The organism is Novispirillum itersonii subsp. itersonii ATCC 12639 (assembly GCF_000381985.1).
GTDB classification, from domain to species: domain Bacteria; phylum Pseudomonadota; class Alphaproteobacteria; order Rhodospirillales; family Rhodospirillaceae; genus Novispirillum; species Novispirillum itersonii.
This window is the reverse complement of record NZ_KB907360.1, coordinates 1-25,686: the sequence shown is the minus strand read 5'-3', so window position 1 is coordinate 25,686 and position 25,686 is coordinate 1. Positions and strand designations below refer to the sequence as shown.

Genomic DNA, 25,686 nt, shown 5'->3' with positions numbered 1-25,686 from the left:
GCCGGGCTGACTGGGCCATTGAGGCCCCGTGCCCGCGTGGGCACGTAAGCCAAGGGCGCGGACGCGCCCGCCCGGCGCCTGAGGGACCCAACAAAAAAGCACGGCGTAGCCGGGCGGATGTCCGCGCCCGGCGCCTGAGGGACCGAACAAACAAGGGGCGTCTAATTATCAAGCACTGCGGACATCGTGCAGGAAGACGGTGACGATGGATTTCAGCTGCTCCGCCTCGCTGGACAGCGACTGTGCCGAGACCAGAACCTGCTGCGATGCGGCCCCGGTGTTGGCGGCGGCTTCGGTCACGTCGCCGATGCTCGACGAGATCAGGTTGGTCCCCTGCGAGGCCTGCGCCACGTTGTCGGCAATTTCCGCCGTGGCGACGGCCTGTTCTTCCACGGCCCCGGCAATGGCGGTGGAGATATGGCTGATATCGTCGATCCGCCGCACGATCTGGCTGATGGCATCGACCACCAGCTGGGTCTGGGTCTGTACGTCGGTGATCTGGGTGGCGATCTGGTCGGTGGCCTTGGCGGTCTGGCTGGCGAGGTTTTTCACCTCGTTGGCAACCACGGCGAAGCCCTTACCGGCGTCCCCGGCGCGGGCGGCCTCGATGGTGGCGTTCAGGGCCAGCAGGTTGGTCTGGCTGGCGATGTCGTTGATCAGGCTGATCACGTCACCGATCCGGGCTGCGGTCTGGGCCAGCCCGCGCACGGTTTCATCGGCCTTGGCGGCATCGGCGCTGGCACTGGCGGCAACGGTGCTGGCGTCTTCGGCCTGACGGCCGATTTCGCGGATCGAGGCGGACAGTTCCTCGGCAGCGCTGGCGACGGTCTGCACCGCGCCGGAGGCCTGCCCGGTGGCCGAGGCAACGGTGGTGGCCTGACGGGTGGTCTGTTCGGCCCCGGCGGCCATTGACGCGGCGGTGGCTTCCAGTTCGGTGCTGGCCCCGGCAACGGTTTCCAGCACACTGCTGACAGAGCGGTCAAAGTCAGCGGTCAGGGCGGTGATGGCGGTCGCCCGTTGTTCCCGGCGTTCCTGATCCTGCCGGATCTGTTCTTCGACCCGGCGACGTTCAATCGCGTTGTCTTTGAAGACTTCGACGCTGCGGGCCATCAGGCCGACTTCGTCACGGCGGTCACGGTCAGGGACCACGGTATCCAGATCGTTCTCTGACAGGCGCTTCATCACCCCGGCCAGCGCGGTCAGCGGTCTGACGATCTTGCTGGTGGCCATCCACAGCCCAAGGGCGGCGGCCAGCAGGGTGCCCCCCAGAATTACCGCCCCGGAAATGAGGGTGGTGACAGTGCTGTCCTGCCCGAGAACAGCCACCTGCCGGGCGCAGGTCTCGTAAAGATGATCGGTCAGGCTCTTCTGGGCTTCATAGGCTTTCAGGATCCCCAGTTCGCAATAATTTTTCAGGGCGATCCCGGCGCGGTAAGCCTGATCCGGCCCGCTGCTCTGGGCTGCCTGCCGGATCAGGGGGTTGCAGGTCTTGAACGCGGCTTCGGCCAGCGTGGCGGCCTCTTCAATGCGCGGTTTCAGGTCCGGCACTTCCTGCCGCAGCTCTTCCAGTGCATTACGGTAATCCTGCTGCGCCCGGTCGGAGATGTCGAGCTTCCAGTCATTGCCGGACTCATCGGTTTCAAGGGCGAGGCTGTAGGCGGTGCCGATCATCACCCGCAGCATCCGCTCGGCGCGGGCGCTGATGATTGCCGCCTTGGCTTCCTGCGAGATCAGGTTGCTGTAGCCGGTGCTGATCGTGCGCATCATGGTTCCGGCATAGGCAGAGCCGAGAATGCTGATCAGGCCAAGACCGGCAAGGATCAGGAGGATTTTCAGACGGATGCTGAGATTGTTCATCGGGGGCGGGGGCTCGGCTAATGAAGGGGCGGGGGGATTAGTTAAAATTATCTATATCTGCTTTGTCTTTTATTCTGGGTCGATACTGCATATCGAGGGGCTGGTATCAATATTTATCTACTATTTATCTGATAACTGCCCGCCATAAGCTGGTTTTATGCGAAGTTTTGTTTTGTTTCATGGTCCTGAATCAAAAGTATTTCTATCAATAAAAAAACCGCAGAAGAGTCTTAGGCAAAAAGAATTATAGTAAGAAGATGAAAAAAGCCCGCCTTGAGGGGGGCGGGCTTTTTGTGCAGATGCGAAAGGCGGAGAAGCCGGAAGGGCCTTTCAACCACAGGGACTGTCTGCTCCGGTCACAGCGGGGCGGTTGCCTTCTCAGATTCCTGCCGTCGTTTTTCTTCTTCCACCAGTTCTTTCTTTGACAGTTTACCAACCATCGTTTTTGGCAATTCGTCTCGGATTTCGATCGCTTTTGGCATTTCGATGCGTGAAATTTTATCGGTCAAAAACGCCTTCAGATCGTCAGGACTGACCTCTGTGGCGTCAGATTTCAGGCGCACGAAGCATTTCGGGGCCTGTCCGCGGTATTGATCGGGGATTCCGATGCACACCACTTCGGCGACGCCGGGGTGCAGATACAGGGCTTCCTCAATCACCCGGGGATAGACGTTATAGCCCCCGGCAATGATCACGTCCTTGATGCGGTCCACCAGAAAGATGAAGCCGTCGGGATCGATGTAGCCGACATCGCCGGTGTGCAGCCGCCCGTCGCGGATGGTCTGGGCGGTTTCGTCCGGGCGGTTCCAGTACCCTTTCATCACCTGCGGGCCGCTGATGCAGACCTCGCCTTTTTCGCCGGGCTCCACCTCGCGGTCGGGGTGATCGAGGGAATGGATGGTGATGGTGGTGCCGGGGAAGGGCACGCCGATTGCCCCGTCTTTGTTGGTGCCGTCAATCGGGTTGCAGGTGGCCAGCGGGCTGCTTTCCGACAGGCCGTAGCCTTCGACCAGACGGCAGCCGGTCAGGCTTTCAAAGCGGTGCTTGATTTCCACCGGCAGCGGTGCCCCGCCGGAAATGCAGAACCGGAACGCCGACAGATCATATTTCTCCCGGTCCTTGGCATTCAGGATGGCGGTGAAGATGGTCGGCACCGCCGCCATCAGGGTCGGGCGGTATTTGTGAATGGCCTTCAGGAACTGTTCCAGCTCAAAGCGCGGCAGCAGGATCAGTTCTGCCCCGGCGGCGGTGCCAAAGTTCTGCACTGCCGTCATGGCGAAGACGTGGAAGAACGGGATGACCGCCATCACCTTTTCTTCCCCGGCCTTGACCCCGGGGAACCAGCGGCGCGCCTGCTCGGTATTGGCCGACAGGTTGGCATGGGTCAGCATCGCCCCTTTCGGGACGCCGGTGGTGCCGCCGGTGTACTGCAACACCGCAATGTCGTTGACCGGGTCGATCTCCGGCAGGGGGAACCTGCCGTCATTCTCCACCAGCTGGGCAAAGGAGGCATGCTGGAGGTCATTGGGGATTTCCGCTACTTCCGAGCGCTTGAACACCCGGAACAGCACCCCCAGCACCGTCGGCATCACGTCGCGCAGCGGGCAGATCACCACCCGCTCCAGCGGGGTGGTGGGGTCGTTCATCACCGCCTGAACTTTGGGGTAAATCTGCTTCAGGTCCAGCGTGACCATGATCCGCACGCCGGAATCCCGCACCTGATGGGCGATTTCCCGCTCGACATACAGCGGGTTGAAGTTCACCACCGTCCCGCCTGCCTTCAGGATGGCGTAATAGGCGATCGGAAAATACGGGCAGTTGGGCAGGCACAGCCCGACCGTCACGCCCCGGCGCACCCCCATTTTCTGGAAGCCTTTGGCGGCGCGGTTGATCAGGTCCCCGGCGTCGGCATAGGTCCACACCCGGCCGAGGAAGTTAAGGTAGGGGCGGGTGGCATGGCGGGCGACAGACCGGTCCAGCGGCGCATAGGCCGGTTCCGGCACGATCGGGCTGTCCCAGTCAACCTGCGGGGCATGGGGCCGGTGGTCCGGCCGGGCCGCGGGCGTTGCCGTGATGGAAGAGGTCATCGCAACACCTGTCTGCTGACAAGAGTAAAGGGGAAGGGTGCTGCCGTCAGGCAGGGGCCGGCGGGGGGGAAGAGGGGGCAGGCCACCTGCTGTTCTGACAGTACCACAGAACCGCGCCGGACAGATGGAAACACCGGGGCGCGGTCAGACTGGAAAGGCTATAAAGTCCGCTTTAGGCTGCTGATCCGCCAATCCCGCGCCGGGCGTGGGGTCCCGGCGCGGGACAGAAGGGCAGGCGGCTGCGACAGTCCTCAGAAGGTGGCGGTGACGCCGACCGTGAAGATGTCGATGGAGCTTTCGTAGGAGCCGTTCAGGGTGTCGGTGGTGTTGTTCAGCGGTGACGCCAGCGCGCTGGTGGTGTCGTTGATGTTGGCATTGGCCACCCAGATATGGGTATAGGCCGTATTCAGCCGCAGGGTGTCGGTGAACTGATAGCCGAGGCCCGCCGAAACCCAGGTCCGGTCAGAATCCGGGATGCGGGCGGTGCGGTGGCTGTCAGAGACCGGGCTCTGGTCATAGGCGACACCAAAGTTCAGGGTCAGCTTGTCGGTGGCCTTATACTCGGTCCCCAGGGCGAGGAACCAGGTGTCTTCCCAGGATTCATCCTTGACGCTGTCGGCCAGACCGTCCTTGCGCTTGACCCGCAGTTCGTCAAACACCGACCAGTTGGTCCAGGCGGCATCGGCCATCACCGCCCACCGGGGGCTGATTTCATGGTGCACGCCAAAGCTCAGCACGTCCGGGGTGGTCAGGTCGGCGGTGGCGCCGGTGTTGCGGAAGGCGGCTGCCAGCGAGGCCACCGCATAGTTCGGCACGTTGGTCTGGGTGATATCACCGTCAAGGGTGTGTTCGACCTTTGACTTGTACGAGATGCCAACCCGGGTATCTTCACGCGGCTGAATGGTCATCCCGGCGGTGAAGCCCATGCCCCAGTCGTCGCCTTCCAGCTTGGTGATGCCGTCTTCACCCCCGGCGACGGCGGTGCTGATCCCCAGTGACCGGCGGATGCGGCCGTGGTCAACGGCGTTGGTCAGTTCCGCCTCGGCCCGCTGGAAGTTAAGCCCGCCGCCGACGGAGATCAGCGGGCTGACCCGGTAGGCGATCGACGGCTGGATGTTCATGGTTTTCAGTTCTGACTTGATCGCGTGATAGCGGCCTTTCCAGCCGTCATCATATTCCGTGGTCAGGCCATAGGGGGCATTGATGCCGATGCCCAGCTTCAGATCATTGCTGATCGAATACATCCCGTAGATGGACGGCACCAGCGCCCCGCCGCCGGCATCGCCACCGTCACCGCCGGTGGATGCCCCGCCGCCGTAGGTGGTGGAGTTGCCATTCTTGAACTTGGCGGACGGCACGATGTAGTTTGCGTTCAGTTCCAGCCCGTTACCGGACAGATTGGTCATGCCCGCCGGGTTGAAGAAGATGGTCGACAGGTCTTCCGCCGATGCGGTGGACCCGGCGGTGGCGCGGCCCTGTGCGGCAGCCCCCTGTTCCTTCAGCTGAAACCCCGAGGCAACGGCCTGCCCGGACGACAGAGACATCGCCAGCGCTGACACCGCTGTCGCGCCCATAAGAAGACGACGCATACGGAAAACCTCCCAAGTGATTCGTTTTTGCTTCGCTTATTTCGGCTGCGTCCTGTTGGCGGTTTATGCAGCCGTTGCACATACGGTAAACACCGTTCGGTTCACGTCAAGGTTTTTTGCATGACGCATACGTCATCAAGACTCTGTTTTGCATCTGCGAATTGATTTCGCACCTGCGTTTTTTTCAGCTTTTACAAAGCTAAACAATGCGTTTGCGTATAAAGGTACGGTATAGGGTCTATTGTTGACCTATACGTCAGTATGGGGTGTTTGTCTGGCAGGAAATTCGCGGTAACAGGGTGATGTTCATAAAATGCGTCAGGCCTGTGACGGTTGCGTAACCGCGGGCCGGATCAAAATTTGTAATAAAATTACGCGGTGATCAATGAATGAACCCGTGCTGAAAGAATGCGGCTTTTTTTATCGCACCCGCCCCGGTGTGTTGCAACGCGGCGCGGTGCGGCGTATAGCTGATTCCCCGCCCCGGACCGCTATGGGCGGAAGATCAGTATCTGTTCGGATAACAAAGGAAGACAGCCATGACCGGCACCTGGACCCCTGAAAGCTGGAGAAGCATCGTCGATGCCGCCATTCGGGAAGGGAAGACCTTTGAGTCCTTTCAGATGCCGACTTATCCCGATGCCGCCGCGCTGACCCACACCGAAGAGACCCTGAAGGTGATGCCGCCGCTGGTCTTCGCGGGGGAAGCGCGCAACCTGAAAAAGCATCTGGCGGATGTGGCGGAAGGCCGCGCCTTCCTGCTGCAGGGCGGCGACTGTGCGGAAAGCTTCGCCGAATTCCGGGCTGATAATATCCGCGATACCTTCCGTGTGCTGCTGCAGATGGCGGTGGTGCTGACCTTCGGGGCCGCCTGCCCGGTGGTCAAGGTCGGCCGCATGGCCGGTCAGTTCGCCAAGCCGCGTTCCGCCGCCACCGAAACCTTCGATGGCGTGGAACTGCCGAGCTACCGTGGCGACATGATCAACGGCCCGGATTTCACCCCGGCTGACCGCATCCCCGACCCGCAGCGGATGCTGCGCGTCTACAATCAGGCGGCGGCCACGCTGAACCTGCTTCGCGCCTTCGCCGAGGGCGGCTATGCCGACCTGCATAAGGTGCACCAGTGGACGCTGGGCTTCGTCAGCACCGAACAGTCGGCCCGTTATCAGGAAATGGCCGACCGTATTCAGGAAACGCTGGGCTTCATGGAAGCCTGCGGCCTGACCGGTGACCGGGTGCCGCAGATCCGCAAGACCGACTTCTACACCTCGCACGAAGCGCTGCTGCTGCCCTACGAACAGGCGATGACCCGTGTCGACTCCACCACCGGGGATTGGTACTGCTGTTCCGCCCATCTGCTGTGGATCGGCGAGCGCACCCGCGACCTGACCGGCCCGCATGTGGAATTCCTGCGCGGTGTCGGCAACCCGGTCGGGGTCAAGGTCGGCCCCTCGACCACGCCGGAAACCCTGCTGCGCCTCTGTGATGCGCTGAACCCGAAGAACGAGGCGGGCCGCCTGACCCTGATCACCCGCATGGGGGCCGGTCCGCTGCAGGATAAGCTTCCGGCCCTGATCCGCGCCGTGCAGAAGGAAGGCCGCAAGGTGGTGTGGTCGTGCGACCCGATGCACGCCAACACCATCAAGGTGGCGAACGGCTACAAGACCCGGTCCTTCGACAGCATTCTGGCGGAACTGAAGGCGTTCTTCGCCGTTCACCGGGCTGAGGGCAGCCATGCCGGCGGCCTGCATTTCGAGCTGACCGGCCGCGACGTCACCGAATGCATCGGCGGCTCGCAGGATATCACCGAGGCCCGTCTGGGCGATGCCTACCACACCTTCTGCGACCCGCGCCTGAACGCGGCGCAGTCGCTGGAGCTGGCGTTCCTGGTGGCGGAAGCCCTGAAGGAAGAACGCACCCGCGTCGCCGCCGTGGCGTAACGGCGGCCCGGTTCCCCGGACCGTTCTCCAGGGGCGTTCTCAGGGGCGTTCCCCGGGACCGCTCCCCGGGACCGCTCCCCGGGACCGTTGGTGTTAAAACAGAAAAGGCTCCGCTGCGGCGGGGCCTTTTTTGTACCTGCCTGAGGGGACTGGAGATGTTCAAACAGACTGGTGGTTTACAAAGATTAAAATCCCGCTTAAGGGGTGTCTGGTCTCCGGCGCAGTTGCGCTTTGGTGCCGGAACGGACTGCGGTGCCGGGTGGGGTTCGGTCGATGAGCGATTTTGTCGTAGGTCTGGGAATTATTCTTGGAAGTATCATTGGAGTTATAATATTAGGTTTTTATAATATCATTCCCTGGTATTATCCCGCCGGGTTGTCTGTTCTGTTCATTCTTGCAGGGCTCAGGCGGAAGAAGATGGCACCCGGGCGGCCTGCGCAGTCCAGACGGGGCCCAGCCAAGGGGAAGGCGGGGAAGGTGCCGCCGCTGTCTGCCGGGGAGCTTCTTTTCCCGCTGGCCTTTCTGCTGAGTGTCATGACCGTTTCCACCGTGGCCGGATCTCATTATGCGGCGCGGAAAGAGGAAAAGCCGGACCCGGTCATCGCCCTGGGGCTTAAACGGGGCCAGCAGCTCAGGCTGACGGCGGATGTGGAGGGCGCTCTGGTTTTTCCATCGTCCGGGATCGGGGCCGGGGATCGTCTTCTGCTCCGGGTGAAGAATACGTCTCCTGACCTTGTGATCGTCACCTACGATGTCGCCTGCCAGATGGTCTGGAAAAATGGCCAGTCGGCGGGAACGCTCCTGTGGAACTTGATCAAGGGCAGCCGGGTGGGGGACAACACCGATCTGCCGCCCGGCTATCAGGAAATGAAGGAGATAGATATCTCCAGCGGGCGGCCGGCTTTTGAGGGGCGGGTGCAGGATCTTGACCTGAATCAGTCCCAATGCGGTATCAAGGCAGCTTATGGGTATGACCCGGTGGCGGGAAAGGGGCTGCGTCTGCTCTATGACCGGGCGGTGCCCCCGGATGGAGTGCCGCAGTTCAGCCTGCGGAATGAGTCCGGCCAACGCTATGAAGGCGATGTCCGTCTGGTCTGTATCCGGCAGGGTGTCTATCAGGAGAAGTCTGGATTAGATCGGTATTATCTGAAGGACTGGCCCGATCTGCGGGTCGAGGTCCCCTACACTCACGGCAAAGCGGTTGTGGCAAACCCGGGCGAGACGCTGGCGGTCCGGGTGATTGACCCGTTCAGAGACCGCAGTGATCCCGAGTTTTCTCTGTCGAAACCCGGGGAGCCTGTGGGGCCCGGTCCTTTCACCTGCTGGATTCGATGAACCGGCTGTCCTTCCGTCGGAAATGCTGCTGGGAAAAACAATGCGGACCCTCGTTCTGATCGTTCTGGGTGTGATCCTGTGTGATGCCTTTGGGGTTTCATGGGGGTATTTTCTGATTGCGGCGATGGTGCTGGTGGTTTGCCTGCTGGTCAGCACCGTGCGGCACGTCATCCGTTCCGCCGCTGACCGCAGGGCGCGGGAAGACGCGCGGACACTGCGGGTCAGGCCCCGCTCACGGCCCAGCCTGCGGGGAACGGCCTCCGCTCTGCCGTTACAGGCCGTTCCGCTGAAGGTCAGGCTCCGTGGGTTGCTGCACTGGCTGACGGTGACGGCTGCGGTGGCGCTGATCGGGCTGACTCTGGAGCTGTACTGGAAGAAGCATCCGCGCGACTTCGTGCCGCTGATCGCCAGAATGACGCAGGATCCGGCCCCCGCCCCGGATCAGGCCCCCCGGCTGACGGCGCCGTCGGCTTCGCAGAAACCGGCGGATGCTCCGGCTGCCCTGCTGCTGGCCGGTACGGCGGCTGGGGGCGGCAGGCTGACCCTGCGCGTCACCAATCCGACCCCGTCTGACATTTTCACCGATTATGACATCAGCTGTGCGCTGTTCCGCCGGGGCGGCGGGGCGGCGGGGACTGTGACGTGGCAGCGGGTGATGACGTCTGATCCCGCCGCGCTGGCCTATCCGCTGCCGCCACAGCATCAGGAAGACCGGGGTCTGGACCTCAGCAAGGCGTTGCCGCGTCTGGATGCGGGCCGGGACGGGCTGGATCTGGCGCGGTCCGCCTGCTGGCTGTTGAAGATCGTGGGGGCCCCGGCTGAGGCCGGACTGATCAAAAAGCTGACACTGGACTACAGCCGGCAGCCGACGGAACGGGGGGTGCCCGCGATCACCCTGAAAAACACCGGCCACCGTGTTTTTGAAGGGTCGGTCCGCCTGAGCTGTGTGCAGCAGTTTTTCCAGACCGGGACCGCTGCGGGGGCTGATACCGGCGGTGCCCTGCGGCAGATGTGGTGGAAAGGTCTGCGGCTGTTGCCGCCGATGGCCTCTGACGCGGTGATCCTGCTTGATCCGGGGCAGGAACTGGCGGTGGACGTGGCCCGGCCTGACGGGCAGCCGTTCCGCCTGCTGGAGCGGACGGACGCCCGGCAGCCCGGCCCGTATACCTGCTGGATTGAGTAAGCGGGCGCTTTTCCGGGCAGAGGCGGGGATGGCTGCTGCAACGCGTTGACATCGCGGCCACTCCCCCCTAGCTTCGACCTCTGTTTTTCCGGCAGTTGGCCGGGGTGTCTGAGGCAGGATAAAGGGGGTGTCTGGCAATGGCCGAGACCCTGAGGATTGCGCTGGCGCAGCTTAACCCGGTGGTCGGGGATGTGGTGGGCAATGCGGCGCGGGTGCGCGCGGCACGGGCGCAGGCGGCGGCGCTGGGGGCCGATGTGCTGGTCAGTGCCGAACTGGTGCTGTCCGGGTATCCGCCGGAAGATCTGATCTACCGCGCTGCCTTCATGGATGCGGTCGAAGAGCAGGTCCGCGCGCTGGCGGCGGAAACCGCTGACGGTGGCCCGGCCCTGATCGTCGGCAGCCCGTGGCGGAAAGACGGCCACAGCTACAACGCCGCACTGGTGCTGGACGGTGGCCAGATCAAGGCGGCGGTGCTGAAGCATCACCTGCCCAACTACGGGGTGTTTGACGAAATCCGCGTTTTCGCCAGCGGTCCGCATCCCGGCCCGGTGGAGGTGCGCGGCGTGCGCCTCGGGATTATGGTCTGCGAAGACATGTGGTATCCCGATGTCGCCGAGACTCTGGCCGAGACCGGGGCGGAGCTGCTGGTGATCCCCAACGGCTCACCGTTTGAGCTGGACAAGGGCGATGAACGCCTGAGCCATGCCGCCGCCCGGGTGCGGGAAACCGGCCTGCCGCTGATCTACGTCAATCAGGTCGGCGGTCAGGATGAGCTGGTGTTCGACGGTGCCAGCTTCGTGCTGGACCCTGACTGCGCCCTGCGTCACCGCGCCCCGTCATGGCAGGAAAGCCTGACCGTCACCGAATGGCGGAAAGGGCCGTCCGGCTGGCACTGTACCCCGGCGGCGATCGCGGCGGAAGAAACGCGGGAAGAGCAGGTCTATCAGGCGATGGTGCTGGGCCTGCGCGATTATGTCGGCAAAAACGGTTTCCCGGGGGTGATCCTCGGCCTGTCCGGCGGGATCGACAGCGCACTGGCCGCCGCCGTTGCCGCCGATGCGCTGGGGGCTGACCGGGTGTGGTCGGTGATGATGCCGTCGCCCTATACCTCTGATGACAGTCTGGAAGACGCGGCAGAGGTCGCCCGGCTGCTGGGCTGCCGTCTGGATACGGTCAATATCATTCCGGCGATGACCGCTTTTGACCAGATGCTGGGCAGCTTCTTCAGCGGTCTGCCGTCGGATATCACTGAAGAGAACCTGCAGTCCCGCGCCCGGGGTGTCAGCCTGATGGCGCTGTCCAACAAGTTCGGCCCGATGGTGCTGTCCACCGGCAATAAGTCAGAGATGAGCACCGGCTACGCCACCCTGTACGGCGATATGTGCGGCGGCTATGCGGTGCTGAAGGACGTGTACAAGACCATGGTGTTCGCGGTGTCGCGCTGGCGCAATGCCAACGTGCCCGCCGGGGCGCTGGGGCCGCAGGGCGCGGTGATGCCGGAGCGGGTGATCACCAAGCCGCCGACCGCCGAGCTGCGGCCTGATCAGAAGGATGAGGACAGCCTGCCGCCCTATCCGGTGCTGGATGACATTCTTGAACGCCTGATCGAGCGCCGCCAGCACCTGTCAGAGATTGTCGCTCAGGCCGGATATGACCCGGCAGTGGTCGAGCGGGTGTGGCGTCTGCTCAACCGGGCGGAATACAAGCGCCGTCAGGCCCCGCCGGGGGTGAAGATCACCCGCTGCGCCTTCGGGCGCGAGCGCCGCTACCCGATCACCAACGCCTATATCGGGCCGCGCTGATCCGGCGGCCCCGCTGCCGGTTCCGTGTTTCTGAGTTCGCAGAGAGTATAGAGAGCATCATGTCCGTTCTGGTCCGTTTCGCGCCGTCACCCACCGGCAAGCTGCATGTCGGTAACATCCGGGTGGCGCTGATCAACTTTCTGCTGGCCGGTGGTCAGCCGGAAAACCTGATCCTGCGCTATGACGACACCGACTTTGAACGGTCGAAGCAGGAGCATGTCGACGATATCGCCCGTGACCTGCGCTGGCTTGGCATCCACTGGGGCCAGACCTTCTATCAGTCAAAGCGGCTGGATCTGTACAATGCCGCCCGTGACAGGCTGATCGCCGACGGGCGGCTGTATCCCTGCTACGAAACGGCGGAAGAGCTGGAATACATGCGCAACCGTCAGCGGATGCGCGGCAGGCCGCCCATCTACGACCGTTCGGCGCTGTCCCTGACGGCGGAGCAGATCGCCGCTTACGAGGCGGAAGGCCGCCGCCCGCACTGGCGGTTCCGGCTGACCGAGGGGGAAATCCGCTGGACCGATCTGGTGCGCGGTGAGTGTGTCTACGACGCCGCCCATCTGGCCGACCCGGTGGTGATCCGCGAGGATGGCACCTATCTCTATATGCTGCCGTCGGCGATTGATGATGCCGACATGGGCATCACCCATGTGGTGCGCGGTGAAGACCATGTGACCAACACGGCGGTGCAGATCCAGATGTTTCAGGCGCTGGGCGCGGCGGTTCCCGCCTTCGCGCATCTGCCGCTGCTGGTCGGGGTCGATGGCAAGGGCCTGTCGAAGCGCCTCGGCTCCCTGTCGATGGGGGATCTGCGCGGGCAGGGCATCGAGCCGCTGTCGATCTGCTCACTGCTGTCGCGGCTGGGCTCGTCAGAGGCGATTGATCTCGCCCCCGGCATGGATGCCCTGATCGCGGCCTTCGACATCAGCCATTTCGGTCGCTCGACCCCGCGTTTTGACCCGGCGGAGCTGGACCGCCTGAACCAGAAGCTGCTGCATCAGCTGCCGTGGGATGTGGCGCAGGCCCGCCTGCATGCTGCCGGGTGTGCGCAGGCGACGGAAGCCTTCTGGGATGCGGTGCGGGGCAACCTGACCGTCTTTGCTGATGTGACGGCGTGGTATCAGGTGGTCTATGGCCCGGCGGCCCCGCTGGCGGTTGACGGGGTGGACCCGGCGTTCCGTCAGGCGGCGCTGGCCTGCCTGCCCGACGGGGTGTGGTCGCCGGAAACCTGGAAGCAGTGGACCGACGCGGTCAAGGCTGCCACCGGCGCCAAGGGCAAGGATCTGTTCCTGCCGCTGCGCCGCCTGCTGACCGGCCACGATCACGGGCCGGAGCTGAAAGCCCTGCTGCCGCTGATCGGGCGGGACCGGGCGGTGGCCCGTCTGGCCGGGTAAGGCCGGACGGAAAAGGGCCGGGCGCAAATCTGCGTCAAAGTTGATACAAATCAGTTCTTTTCCCGTAAAAGCCGGGTATCCAGTAACCCCGGATTAACGTACCCTGTCGCCGGATGCCCCTGCGTCAGGGGGGGCAGGGCAGGGTATTCCGGCGCCCCGTCTGTCCGGGCTGACCGCGACAGGTCCGCTGTATCGTCTTTTACGGTTATCGCCATGCCTTTCTCCGGCTCTTTCGCGCCGACATCCGCTTTCGCGCTGCCAACCGTCCTTTTGATCGAGGATGATCCGCTGTTCGCCGAACTGGTTGAAGGCTTTCTGGAAGCCGGGGCGGGGTCCGGGCTGGCGGGGGAGGCGGCGGGCTTCCGGGTGCTGCGGGCCGCAACGCTGGAACAGGGGCTGGCGGTGCTGTCCGGTGTGGTGAACGGCGCGGATGACACCGCTCCCGTCAGCGGCGGGGCTGATGTCGTTCTGCTGGATCTGTCGCTGGGGGACAGTGACGGTCTGGCCACGCTGGACGCGGTGATCGGCCATGCCCCCGGGGTGCCGGTGGTGGTGCTGACCGGCGATGCGTCGGAACGGATGGCCCTGCAGGCGGTGCGCAAAGGGGCGCAGGATTATCTGGTGAAGGCGGATGTCCGCCCGGTGTCGCTGCGCCGGGCGCTGCTGTATGCGCTGGAACGGCGGTCAACCCTGACCGCGCTGCTGCAGGCCGGGTCAGCGGTCAGCGGCCTGCTCGACAGCCTGAACGCGGCGGCGGCGGTGATCGAGGCCCACCGCGACAGCAGCGGCACGGTCACCGGTTTTGTCTGGTGTCTGGGCAACGGTGGCTGTCAGCGGCTGCTGGGGCTGGATGTGGCGGCGGTCGAAGGCCGCCCGCTGACTGATACCCTGCCATGGTATGGCGACAGCGGGCTTCCGGCGGCGCTGGCGCGGGTGGCGGACGGCTACGGCGACCTTGACCGCGAGCTGGAGGTGACCATTGCCGGGCAGACCTGCTGGCTGCACGTTTCGGCGGTGCGTCTGGCGGGCGGGCGTCTGGATTCCGGGCGTCTGGCGGTCACGCTGGAAGATATCACCGAACGCTATCAGCATCAGGAGCGTCTGCGCTTTCTGGCCACGCGGGATCCGCTGACCGGCCTGCCCAACCGCACGCTGTTTCAGGATCATCTGGAAGAGGCGGTCTCGCGGGCGGAGCGGGGCAGCCAGCGGGCGGCGGTGCTGTACATCGACCTTGATCACTTCAAGACCATCAACGACACCATGGGCCACAGCACCGGCGACCGGGTGTTGCAGGATGTGGCGCGGCGGCTGGAAGCCCTGAGCCCGCCGGATGCCTTTATCAGCCATCTGTCCGGGGATGAGTTCGCGGTGCTGCTGCCCCGGGTGTCGGATGAGGCGGAGGTGACCGCTGCGGCGTCGTCGGTGCTGAAGCATCTGGAACTGCCGTTCGTCATCGACGGGCGGGAGATTTTCACCTCCGGCTCGATCGGGGTGGTGCTGTACCCTGACAGCGCCCGCAACTCCAACGGGCTGATGCGCAATGTCGATGCGGCGGTGCATCACGCCAAGCGGCAGGGGCGTAACACTTACAGCGTCTATTCCGAACACCTGTCGCACGAGATGGTGCGCCGCCTGCATCTGGAAACCGGGCTGCGCCGGGCGCTGGAACGGGGAGAGATGCGAGTGGTGTTCCAGCCAAAGATGGATCTGGCCACCGGCACCGTCAGCGGGGCTGAGGCGCTGCTGCGCTGGGACAGCCCCGATCTGGGCGCGGTTTCCCCCGCTGAGTTCATCCCGGTGGCGGAAGACAGCGGCCTGATTATTCCGATCGGGGAATGGGTGCTGGAAGAGGTCTGCCGCTGGCTGGCCCGCTGGAACCGGCAGGGCCGCAAGCCGGTGCGGGTGGCGGTCAACCTGTCGGCGCGGCAGTTCCGCGATCCGCTGCTGGTTGACCGCGTGAAGGCGATTGTCGCCGCTGCCGGGGTGCCCGCCCGCCAGCTGGAATTTGAACTGACGGAATCCGTGCTGGTCGAGAACGCGGCAGAGGCAACCAAGGCGCTGTGGGCCCTGCGCGGGCTGGGCGTCACCCTGTCGGTTGACGATTTCGGCACCGGCTATTCCTCCCTCAGCTATCTCAAGCGGTTTCCGATTGATGCGCTGAAGATTGATCAGTCGTTCGTGCGCGATCTGCCCGACAGCTCTGACGATAAGGCGATTGTCCGGGCGATTATCCTGATGGGGCGGTCGCTGGATCTGGCGCTGGTGGCCGAAGGGGTGGAAACACAGGCACAGGCCGACTTCCTGCAGGCCAACCGGTGCGATTATGCGCAGGGCTACCTGTTTGCCCGGCCGATCAGCGGCGCGGACTTCGAGGATTTTGTCAGCGGCTGCGACACGGAGCTGGAGCTGGACGTGGTCTGACCACCGGATCCGCCTGACAGGGTCGCTGCAACCACCGGGGTTGAGTCCCGTTTCGCAATGCATTTTGCACATTCTATCGATCAGGCGCCGCAGACTGCGATTTGCAGTCTGCGAAAGTCGCGCGGAGCCCGTTGATATATCAGGGGTGTGACATCTTTGTGATAACCAAGAAGATCAGTGGGTTTCTCTCCGCGGCCTGTTGATTTGTCTGTATAGACGCCCCACAGTTTAGCCTGTGGTTATAGTGTCTCCCGGCAGATCCCTAGTCCATTGGTATGGCCGGAGTAGGCTTTCCGTATCTTGGCATTGTTATTGCTTTCTACAGGCCTATCCCTGCCGGGCAGAAGGGATGTCTTTGATCGCGCCGGGGAAGAGCACTGAAGGAGGGAAACGATGGGGCAGCTACTCCTGACCGGGACGGAACGGTTTCTTGGCAAAAATGAGGTGATCGTCAGTAAGACAGACCTGCGGGGGCGGATCACCTACGCCAACCGGCTGTTCTGCTCGATTGCGGATTATCAGGAACACGAGGTGCTGGGGCAGCCCCACAATATCGTGCGCCATCCCTTCATGCCGCGCAGCATTTTCAAACTGCTGTGGGATACGGTGACTTCGGGGCAGGAGCTGTTCGCCTACGTCGTCAACCGCACCAAGCACGGTGATTATTATTGGGTTCTGGCCCATGTCACCCCTGACCGGGATCCGTCGGGCCAGATTGTCGGCTTCACCTCGTGCCGCCGGGCTCCCGGGCAGGCCGGACTGGCGGCGGTGCGCCCCCTGTATGCTGACCTGCTGGCGATTGAAACCTCGACCGAAAGCTCCAAGGACGGGCTGGCAGCATCCTTCCGGCATCTGCAGGACACTCTGGAGCGGGCTGAAAAGCCCTACGACCAGCTGATGCACCATCTGATTGCCGCAGAGTAAGGCTGCCAGGCAGGGCAGCCCCGTTCGCAGTGGTCATGACCATCAATTTGCATCCGGGGTGCCGTGGCGGCACGCCGGACAGCCCCCAACCGGCACGAGGGCAGCGATGAAAACACTTCTCACCACATTACGGGCACAGGCCTGGGCGGCGGGCATTGCCCTGACCGTGATGATCCTTCTTTCCGGGGGGACACCGCTGTGGTCTCTGGTGTCTGTCCGCACCGCGGTCACGGACATTGATGAGAGCCTTAAGCATCGGGCTGCCGGTGGTGTCGCGCTGCTGAAAGCGGCCCGGGATGTCAAATTCGATGTGGTGCAGGTGCAGCAGTGGCTGACCGATGTCTCCGCCACCCGGGCGCAGGATGGTCTGGATGACGGCTTCAAGACGGCAGCCGACTTCGCGGATCGGTTCAACGCCGATCTCGCGGAGGTCGAAAAGCAGGCGAGACTTCTGAAGCGGCCAGAGGTTCTGGCTATTGTCACCGATCTGCGGGCGGCCTTCCCGGCGTATTACAGCACCGGGCAGGCAATGGCGAAGGGCTATGTCGAGGGGGGGCCTGCGGCAGGAAACCGGCTGATGACCGATTTCGACGGCAATGCCGAAAAGCTGACCGGGATGATTGACCGTCTGAACAGCTCGGTCGATGCGCTGGTGGATCAGAACACCGGCGACCTTGACGCGATGGTGACTGGCATCGGTGACACGGTGTGGCAGACTCAACTGCTGACGCTGGGCATGCAGGGGGTGGCGCTGGTGCTGGTCTGGCTGATCGTCCGCAAAATCCTCGACACCGTGCGCGGGATCCGCCGTACCTCGGGCATTCTGAAGCAGGCTTCTGATGGGGCACTGGGGGTCCGCATCCTCAATATCTGGCGGAAGGATGAGCTGGGGGGGATCCAGCACGACGTCAATTCGCTGCTGGACTCCACTGAGGCCTTTATCCGCGAGGCGCAGGCCTCGATGGAATATGTGGCAAAAGGCCAGTATTACCGCCGGGTGCTGGAAACCGGCAGCCGTGGTGACTTTCTGTCCGCCGGACGGAAGCTGAACGGCGCCATTGACCAGATGGCGGAGAAGGTCAGTTCCTTCCGCGGTGTGATCGGCGTGTTCGAGCAGAACGTTAAAGCGGCGGTGAATCAGGTCGACGGGTCATCGCGGGATCTGCAGGCGGTTTCCGGCGAGATGAAAGATCTGGCCTCCGTCAACAGCAGCCGGACCGGCAGCGCCGCCAGCGCCCTGTCATCAACCTCGATGGATATTCAGGCGGTGGCCGGGGCCTCGACACAGTTAGCGGCCTCCATCACGGAACTGGCGCGGCAGGTTTCCTATGCTGCCAATGCGGCATCGGATGCGGTGGGCCGGGTTGAGGATGCCGGGTCAGAGGTGGCGTCGCTGTCAGACGCGGCAGACCGGATCGGGGATGTTATCGGCATCATTACCGCCATTGCCGACCAGACCAATCTTCTGGCCCTGAATGCCACCATCGAGGCCGCCCGCGCGGGCGAACTGGGGAAAGGGTTTGCCGTGGTGGCGAATGAGGTCAAAAGTCTGGCCAACCAGACCGCCAAGGCCACCGGCGAGATTGCTGACCAGATCCGTGGCATTCAGACCGCCACCGGCCGGGCGGTGACGGTGATCACCGGCATCGGCGGTGTGATCGGCACCATCAGCGAAGTGGTGCAGTCTGTCGCTGCCGCGATTGAGGAGCAGGAGGCCGCGACCCGCGAAATTACCGAGCGTGTCGAGAACGTCGCGCGGGATACCCAGACAGTGACGGACAGTGTCGATACGGTGCGGGATGGCAGCATCCGCACCGGCGATGCCGCCGAGGTGGTCTATCGATCTGCCGATACTCTGTCGCTGTCCGCGCAGCAGCTTCGTGGTAATGTCGATGATTTTCTGGCGTCGGTGCAGCGGGTGATCTGAGGGCAGGGCGGCTGAACGGTGCCGCTGAACAGGGTCGCCGGGTTCTGCCGGAACGCGGCGGCCCTGTTTGGGTAACAGAAGGGGAAAGGCAGAAGGGATGCGGTTTTTCGGAGATTTTTAAAATTGATCTGGTCCCAAAGAACTACGTAAAAATTGATCTAGATCATGCTGGATGAGTCAAAATCGTGGTATTTAGCGGCTCATCCTGTGATGTCGGGTTGAAGAGACCGACAAAAATTCACCATGCCAGTGTGGTTCTAAAGTCATTGGGGCAACGGCGACAGAATGTCGCCTGGCATTGTGTAAAAAATCGTAAACATAAGAGTGTCGGAATGTAAGGGGCTCCTGATTTTGGGTCTCTGATCTGTTCTTTATTACTGTCCTCACGGGATCGGGGCTTTTGGCCCATGTTTTGCTGTACAGACCGCCGCGCAGAAAGGCGCCGGATAAACGGGCGGCAAAGGGAGACGCGATTGCGGAATGCACCGCAGTCTGCGGGATGGCCCGGCGTGGTGTGCAGAATGCAAAGCAACAGGGGCGAGGCCGAAACGATGAACAGGGGATCAAGGGATGTCTAAACTGTCCCTGACTGGTGTTGAGCGGTTTTTCCGGGAAGATCAGATCATCGTCAGCAAGACCGATCTGCAGGGTCGGATTTCTTACGCCAACGATGTTTTTCTGCATATCGCCGATTATACGGAACGCGAAGTTCTCGGCCAGCCTCATAACCTGATCCGTCATCCGGACATGCCACGCTGCGTTTTCAAGCTGCTGTGGGATACGGTGACGGCGGGGCAGGAGATCTTTGCCTATGTGGTCAACCGCACCAAGCACGGCGACCATTACTGGGTTCTGGCCCATGTCACCCCGACCCGGCTGCAGGATGGAACGATCGGCGGTTTTCATTCCTGCCGGCGGGTGCCCTCGCGGCGGGCCGTGGAGAAAATCTCCGGCCTGTACCGGACCCTGCGCGGTATCGAGGAGGCTTCAGAAAGCCGCAAAGACGGGCAGGCCCTTGCCGTTGAGGCGCTTGAGCGTCACCTGAAGGGGCTTGGGCAGCGGTACGATCAGTTTATGTTTTCCCTGATCGAGGGTAAGTGAGAGTTAATTTTATTTTAAATTAATAAAATTGCATTTAATTAAGGGCCGTCCGACGGTCCGGGGGCCGGTAAAATGGTAAGGGGGAATTCAGGGATGCAGGCGTTTCTTCAGACACTGCGCGGGCAGGCGTGGGCCGGCGGTGTTCTTCTGGTGCTGGTTCTTCTGGCGCTGGGGGGCGTTGCCCTGTGGTCGCTGCAAACGATGCGGACTGCCATTTTCTATATTCAGGACGAGGTGCAGACCCGTACTGAAGCCGGGATCGCCCTGCAGAAAGCGTCTCAGGAGCTGCAGTTCGACGTTGTGCAGGTACAGCAGTGGCTGACCGATATCTCGGCGACCCGGGGGCGGGATGGCCTGAATGACGGCTATACCAAAGCGCAGGCGTTCGCTGAAAAATTCCAGACGGATCTGGCCGAGGTCGAAAAGCAGGCGGCGATCCTGAATCTGCCGGACGTGCTGAAGACCACAGCCGCCGCCCGGGCTGCGTTTGAGCCCTATTACCGCACCGGCAAGATCATGGCCAAAGCCTATGTCGCCTCCGGCCCCGAGACCGGAAATCAGGTGATGGCGCAGTTTGACGCCACGGCGGAGCAGATCACCGGCGTTCTGGAGGAGTTGCTGAAGGCCGTCGATCAGGTCCTGAACGAAAATGCGGTGATCCTGAAGGACTCCGCGCTGGAAGTGGACAATCAGGTCCGGGAGACCCTGATCAAGATTGCCGTTCTGCTGGTTGCCGGGCTGGTGGTGCTGGGGTTTGTGGTCAAGCGCCTGCTTGATACCGTGCGCGGTATCCGTCGCACCTCGGGCATCCTCCATCAGGCAACACAGGGGGATCTGAACATCCGGGTCCTGCATATCTGGCGTAAGGATGAGCTGGGCGCGATCCAGCATGACGTCAACCGCCTGCTCGATTACGTTGAATCCTACATCCGGGAATCGCAGGCGGCGATGCAGTATGTGGCGCGGGGGGAATACTTCCGCCGCATGAATGAAAGCGGGTCGCGGGGCGATTTCCTGACCGGGGTGCAGCACATCAATCAGGCCATCGCCACGATGGAAGAGAAGATTGACGGCTTCAAAGGCGTGGCCGACGCCTTTGAGCAGACCATCAAGGCAACCGTGGCGCAGGTGACGGAATCCTCGCACGGGCTGCAGGGTGTTTCCGGCGACATGCGGACTCTGGCCGCGACCAACAGTGACCGCACCCATCATGCCGCCACGGCGCTGTCGTCGGCCTCGATGGATGTGCAGGCGGTGGCCGGGGCCTCCACCGAGCTGGCGGCTTCGATTTCCGAGCTGGCGCGGCAGGTGTCGCTGGCCACCGGCGCAACCTCTGAGGCGGTCGAGAAGATTGATGCCGCCAGCACCGAGGTGGCGTCGCTGTCAGAGGCGGCGGACCGTATCGGGGCCGTGATCCAGATCATCACCGATATCGCCGACCAGACCAATCTTCTGGCCCTGAACGCCACCATCGAAGCCGCCCGGGCCGGAGAGGCCGGAAAGGGATTTGCGGTGGTGGCGAACGAGGTGAAAAGCCTTGCCAACCAGACCGCCAAGGCCACCGGCGAGATTTCCAGCCAGATCTCCGGCATTCAGACCGCTACCGGGCGGGCGGTGGCGGTGATTTCCGGCATCGGTGCGGTGATCAACAACATCAGCGAAGTGGTGCAGTCGGTGGCTGCGGCCATCGAGCAGCAGGAAGCCTCGACCCGCGAGATCAATCAGCGGGTGGAGAATGTGGCCCGCGATACACAGGCGGTGACCGACAGCGTGGAAACGGTCCGGCATGGCTCGGTCCGGACCGGCGAGGTGGCGCATGAGGTCAACCGTTCGGCAGACAGTCTGGCGGACTCGGCAGATGTGCTGACCCGCAGCGTTGATGATTTTCTGGTCAATATGCGTAAGATCGTCTGAGCGGTCTGAAAAACGTCTCCCCGCAATTTTATTTCCTCTAAAACACCGGTTTTGTAACGGAAGGGGGCGGTCTGGTCTTGAGCCGGGCTGCCCTCTGGTGCATTCTGCGGCCCTTGCCCGGTTTTTCGGGGTACGCCCGTTTTCCGGGGTATGATCTACAGGTCCGGCTGATCAACAGTCGGCGGCAAAGGAGCCAGCCGCAAAATGAGCGACAAGCGCGTTTACCTCTACGACAGCACGCTGCGCGATGGTGCGCAGACGCAGGGTGTGGACTTCTCCGCCATTGATAAGGCGGCGATTGCGCGCGAGCTGGACTCTATTGGTATTGATTATGTCGAGGGCGGCTGGCCCGGTGCCAACCCCACCGATGACGCCTTTTTTGCTGACCGTCCGAAGATGGGGCGCGGCAAGTTCTGCGCCTTTGGCATGACCCGCCGCGCCGGCCGCTCGGCGGAGAATGATCCCGGCCTGCAGGCGGTGATCGGTGCCGGGGCCGATGCGGTGACGCTGGTCGGCAAGACCTGGGATTTTCAGTGTAAGGTCGCGCTGGGCGTTGATCTCGATGAAAACGTCCGGATGATCAGCGACAGCATCGCCCATGCCAAAAGCCGGGTCGGTGAGGCGATGTTCGATGCCGAACACTTCTTCGACGGCTATAAGGAAAACCCGGAATACGCCCTGAAGTGCGTGCGCGCCGCCTACGAGGCCGGGGCGCGCTGGGTGGTGCTGTGTGACACCAACGGCGGCACCCTGCCGCACGAGGTGACGGCGATTGTGTCAGACGTGGTCAGGCACGTCCCCGGCAGCCACCTTGGCATCCACTGCCATAACGATACCGAGAATGCGGTGGCCAACAGCCTTGCCGCCGTGCAGGCCGGGGTGCGGCAGATTCAGGGCACCCTGAACGGGCTGGGCGAGCGCTGCGGCAACGCCAACCTGATTTCCCTGATCCCGACCCTGATGCTGAAGATGGGCTATGAAACCGGGGTCAGCGCCAATGACCTGACCCGGCTGGTGCAGGTATCCCGCCTGCTGGATGAACGGCTGAACCGCGCCCCGCTGCGCAATGCCGCCTATGTCGGCGAGGCCGCCTTTGCCCACAAGGGCGGGCTGCACGTGTCGGCGGTGGAAAAAGACCCGAAGTGCTACGAACACATCCGCCCGGAACTGGTGGGCAACCACCGCCGCATTCTGGTGTCGGATCAGGCCGGGCGTTCCAACTTCCTTGCCCGGTTCCGCGAGATCGGCATCGACGTTGACCCGACCGATCCCAAAGTCGCCAGACTGATTGACGAGGTCAAAACCCGCGAATTCGGCGGCTATGCCTATGACGGGGCCGAAGCCAGCTTCGAGCTGCTGGCCCGGATGGTGCTGGGGGATGTGCCGGAATATTACCGCCTGTCATCGTTCCGCGTCATCGACGAGCGCCGCTGGAATGCCCGGGGCGACCTGATCACCCTGTCGGAAGCCACCGTCAAGGTTACGCTGGATGATGGCCCGCATATGGCCGTGGCCGAAGGCAATGGCCCGGTCAACGCGCTGGATGCGGCGCTGCGCAAGGTGCTGGTGCCGGTCTATCCGCAGCTCGCCGATCTGCGGCTGGTGGATTATAAGGTGCGGATCCTGACCCCGGAGGCCGCCACCGCCGCCGTCACCCGCGTGCTGATCGAAAGCGGCGACAGCAAGGGCAACACCTGGACCACGGTCGGCGTTTCCACCAACGTCATTGATGCGTCCTATAACGCCCTGCGCGATTCCATCACCTACAAGCTGTACCGGGCGGGTGTTGAAGCATGAAGATGTTCCGCAATCTGCTGCTGCTGACCGTTGGCACGCTGGTGCTGATGCTGGGGCTTGGTTTTTATTCAGCGGATCCCGACGCCATCGAAAAACCCCCCGCTGATACCGTGATCCGGCTGTTTGACCGCATCGCCTTTTCGGCGCAGGAAGGCAGCGCCATGCCGGTGCTGCGGCGCTGGACCCAGCCGGTGAAGGCGGTGCTGATCGGTGCCCCGGCCCAGCAGGAAGACGGGCAGATCCGCTGGGTCGACGGTGTCACCGCGATGCTTAACCTGTGGGACAGCCTGCGCGGGCTGGAGGTGGCGGTGGCCGGTCAGGCTGATCTGGCGGCGCTGAAGGCAGGCACCGCCCCGGCAGGCAACCTGACCATTGCCGTGGTCCCGGAGGCCGAGGTGGCGGGCCTGAACCTGCCGCCCAAGGCCGCCGCTGCGGTGCTGGATACCCGCACCGGCTGCGCCACCGTCGGGGCCGATGCCACCGTGCTGGCACAGGTGCTGATCGTCATCCGCGATGACCTCGGCCCGACCATGCGCAATGCCTGTCTGGGCGAGCAGCTGGCCAAAGCCTTCGGACTGACCATTGAATCCAAGCTGGCAGCTGATGTATTCCGTGTGCGCCCCAGCGGCCTGTCTTTTCATGGGCAGGGCCGGATGGCGGTGGAACTGGCTTATGATCCGGCGATGACGCCGGGCATGCCGCGGGACGAGGCGCTGAAAGCGGCCCGTACCGCGCTTGCAACCCGAGGAGTGGAGTAAGGTATGGCGGAAGAGACCGGCCAGCAGGTGGGCTGGCGGGAACGCGGGCGGGCCCTGCTGCCCAAGGACGTCACCGCATCGCGCGGCGTCACCCCGGCCATCATTCTGGTGGAACCGCAGCTTGAGGAAAACATCGGCACCTGTGCCCGGGCCATGGGCAACTGCGGGCTGGGGGATCTGCGTCTGGTGCGGCCACGCCCCGACCACATGGCGGAACGCGCTATTGCCGCCGCCTCGGGGGCGGATGCCATTCTGGAACAGGTCCGTATCTTCGACACCACCGAAGAGGCGATTGCCGACCTGACCCACGTTTACGCCACCACCGCCCGCCGCCGCGATATGATGAAGCGGCTGGTGACACCGCGCTCCGCCGCCACCGAAATGCACGAGGCGATGCGCCGCAGCCCGGTGGAACACTGCGGCATTCTGTTCGGGCGTGAACGCTCCGGGCTGCATAATGACGACGTGGCGCTGGCCTCGGCGGTGCTGGAAATTCCGCTCAATCCGTATTTCTGCTCGCTCAATCTGGCGCAGGCGGTGCTGCTGGTCGGTTACGAGTGGTATCAGATGCGCGATGACACCCCGGATGTCCGTCCGGCGGAACGTGCCTCGCCGCTGGCGTCGCAGAAGGAACTGGATGTGCTGTACCGCCATCTGGAAACCGAGCTGGATGCCTGCGGCTTCCTGCGGGTTGAGGCCAAGCGCCCCGGCATGGTCCGCAACATCCGCGCCATGTTTGCCCGCAATAACCTGTCGGCGCAGGAAGTCAAAACCCTGCACGGCATTATCCGCGAGCTGCGCTGGGGCCGCCGCCCCGACCGCCCGCACCGCAATGAGGAAGGCAACATCATGGGGTGGGCCGCCGAACCGGGGGCGCTGCCGCCGGATGAGGAAACCGGGACGCCTGAGACCCCGGATACCGCCGCCCATGACTGAGACCCCGGCCCCCCCGGTGTTTGACGCAGGCTTCCGGCAGACGCTGGAAGACCTGCTGCTGTGGCGGCGCGACGTGCGGCACTTCCGCACTGACCCGCTGCCGCCGGGGGCGCTGGATGACCTGATCCGCCTGACCTGCCTGTCGCCGTCGGTCGGCAACAGTCAGCCGTGGCGGTTTGTCACCGTTGAGGATCCGGCCCGCCGGGCGGCCGTGCGCCAGTCGTTCCTGACCGCCAATGCCGAGGCTCTGGCCGATTACCACGGCGAGCGGGCGCGGATGTACGCCGGTCTCAAACTGGCCGGTCTTGACCGGGCCCCGGTGCAGATGGCGGTGTTCTGTGACACGGACCCCGCCGCCGGATACGGCCTTGGCCGCCGGACCATGCCGCAGACCCTGCACTACTCGGTGGCCGGGGCGATTATGGCGTTGTTTCTCGTCGCCCGCGCCCGGGGCATCGGCGTCGGCATCGTCAGCATCATTGACCCGGCAGAGGTCAAAGCCGCGCTCGACGTACCGCAGAGCTGGGATCTGGTGGCCTACCTGTGCATCGGCTACCCCGAGGCAGATCACAACGTCCCCGAGCTGGTCCGCACCGGCTGGCAGGACCGCCTCAGCCCCGCCGACCTGACCCTGCGCCGCTGAGGGTCTGATCTGCGGCAGGGGTTGACTCTTTATCCCACCCACCCCTCGGGGCTTTGCCCCGGACCCCACCCC

Annotated in this window: 18 protein-coding genes; 15 read left to right on the top strand and 3 right to left on the bottom strand. The window is 63.4% G+C overall.

From position 1 onward, the window contains the following. Positions 1 to 168 precede the first annotated feature (168 nt). The 3 genes from G365_RS0119155 to G365_RS0119145 form a co-directional block, all read right to left on the bottom strand. Positions 169 to 1,857: a methyl-accepting chemotaxis protein gene (locus G365_RS0119155; protein ID WP_019647148.1), complete on the bottom strand. Its 1,689-nt coding sequence runs from the start codon at positions 1,855 to 1,857 to the stop codon at positions 169 to 171. Between the two features lie 356 nt (positions 1,858 to 2,213). Further along, complete coding sequence (locus G365_RS0119150; RefSeq protein WP_019647147.1) at positions 2,214 to 3,944, bottom strand: long-chain-fatty-acid--CoA ligase; 1,731 nt, start codon at positions 3,942 to 3,944, stop codon at positions 2,214 to 2,216. A 251-nt stretch (positions 3,945 to 4,195) separates the two neighbouring features. Next, on the bottom strand, positions 4,196 to 5,533 hold the full coding sequence (locus G365_RS0119145) for an OmpP1/FadL family transporter (protein WP_081628633.1): 1,338 nt from the start codon (positions 5,531 to 5,533) through the stop codon (positions 4,196 to 4,198). Between the two features lie 539 nt (positions 5,534 to 6,072). On the opposite strand from G365_RS0119145, the gene G365_RS0119140 reads away from it, so the two are divergent. The 15 genes from G365_RS0119140 to bluB all read left to right on the top strand — a co-directional run bounded on the left by G365_RS0119140 (position 6,073) and on the right by bluB (position 25,614). Further along, the gene (locus tag G365_RS0119140; RefSeq protein WP_019647145.1) at positions 6,073 to 7,473 is read left to right on the top strand and encodes a class II 3-deoxy-7-phosphoheptulonate synthase; all 1,401 of its coding nucleotides are present in this window, start codon (positions 6,073 to 6,075) and stop codon (positions 7,471 to 7,473) included. A 477-nt stretch (positions 7,474 to 7,950) separates the two neighbouring features. Further along, positions 7,951 to 8,808, top strand: a complete 858-nt coding sequence (locus G365_RS0119135) for a hypothetical protein (protein WP_019647144.1) — start codon at positions 7,951 to 7,953, stop codon at positions 8,806 to 8,808. A gap of 40 nt (positions 8,809 to 8,848) precedes the next feature. Further along, positions 8,849 to 9,991, top strand: a complete 1,143-nt coding sequence (locus tag G365_RS0119130; protein ID WP_155976391.1) for a hypothetical protein — start codon at positions 8,849 to 8,851, stop codon at positions 9,989 to 9,991. Positions 9,992 to 10,128: 137 nt separating this feature from the next. Further along, on the top strand, positions 10,129 to 11,793 hold the full coding sequence (locus G365_RS0119125; protein WP_019647142.1) for an NAD+ synthase: 1,665 nt from the start codon (positions 10,129 to 10,131) through the stop codon (positions 11,791 to 11,793). A 59-nt stretch (positions 11,794 to 11,852) separates the two neighbouring features. Next, the gene (gene gltX, locus G365_RS0119120; protein ID WP_019647141.1) at positions 11,853 to 13,193 is read left to right on the top strand and encodes a glutamate--tRNA ligase; all 1,341 of its coding nucleotides are present in this window, start codon (positions 11,853 to 11,855) and stop codon (positions 13,191 to 13,193) included. Positions 13,194 to 13,406: 213 nt separating this feature from the next. After that, the gene (locus G365_RS23330) at positions 13,407 to 15,614 is read left to right on the top strand and encodes a putative bifunctional diguanylate cyclase/phosphodiesterase (protein WP_019647140.1); all 2,208 of its coding nucleotides are present in this window, start codon (positions 13,407 to 13,409) and stop codon (positions 15,612 to 15,614) included. Beyond that, complete coding sequence (locus tag G365_RS24615) at positions 15,517 to 15,765, top strand: hypothetical protein (protein WP_407635444.1); 249 nt, start codon at positions 15,517 to 15,519, stop codon at positions 15,763 to 15,765. Before G365_RS23330 ends, G365_RS24615 begins: the two co-directional genes overlap by 98 nt. Positions 15,766 to 16,007: 242 nt before the next feature. Then, on the top strand, positions 16,008 to 16,538 hold the full coding sequence (locus G365_RS0119110) for a PAS domain-containing protein (protein ID WP_019647139.1): 531 nt from the start codon (positions 16,008 to 16,010) through the stop codon (positions 16,536 to 16,538). A gap of 106 nt (positions 16,539 to 16,644) precedes the next feature. Then, positions 16,645 to 18,465, top strand: coding sequence for a methyl-accepting chemotaxis protein (locus G365_RS23325; RefSeq protein WP_019647138.1), 1,821 nt, complete (start codon positions 16,645 to 16,647; stop codon positions 18,463 to 18,465). Positions 18,466 to 19,035: 570 nt separating this feature from the next. After that, complete coding sequence (locus tag G365_RS0119100) at positions 19,036 to 19,566, top strand: PAS domain-containing protein (RefSeq protein ID WP_019647137.1); 531 nt, start codon at positions 19,036 to 19,038, stop codon at positions 19,564 to 19,566. Positions 19,567 to 19,659: 93 nt separating this feature from the next. Then, on the top strand, positions 19,660 to 21,480 hold the full coding sequence (locus G365_RS23320; RefSeq protein ID WP_019647136.1) for a methyl-accepting chemotaxis protein: 1,821 nt from the start codon (positions 19,660 to 19,662) through the stop codon (positions 21,478 to 21,480). A 204-nt stretch (positions 21,481 to 21,684) separates the two neighbouring features. Next, on the top strand, positions 21,685 to 23,277 hold the full coding sequence (cimA, locus tag G365_RS0119090) for a citramalate synthase (protein WP_019647135.1): 1,593 nt from the start codon (positions 21,685 to 21,687) through the stop codon (positions 23,275 to 23,277). Then, positions 23,274 to 24,035 carry a DUF2927 domain-containing protein gene (locus G365_RS0119085; protein WP_019647134.1) on the top strand — a complete coding sequence of 254 codons (762 nt, stop codon included), beginning with the start codon at positions 23,274 to 23,276 and terminating at the stop codon, positions 24,033 to 24,035. Before cimA ends, G365_RS0119085 begins: the two co-directional genes overlap by 4 nt. Positions 24,036 to 24,038: 3 nt before the next feature. After that, entirely contained in the window at positions 24,039 to 24,971 is a 933-nt protein-coding gene (locus tag G365_RS22440; RefSeq protein WP_019647133.1) for an RNA methyltransferase, read from the top strand. Next, positions 24,964 to 25,614, top strand: coding sequence for a 5,6-dimethylbenzimidazole synthase (bluB, locus tag G365_RS0119075; protein ID WP_019647132.1), 651 nt, complete (start codon positions 24,964 to 24,966; stop codon positions 25,612 to 25,614). The genes G365_RS22440 and bluB overlap by 8 nt, the downstream gene beginning before the upstream one ends. The last annotated feature ends 72 nt before the right edge of the window (positions 25,615 to 25,686 follow it).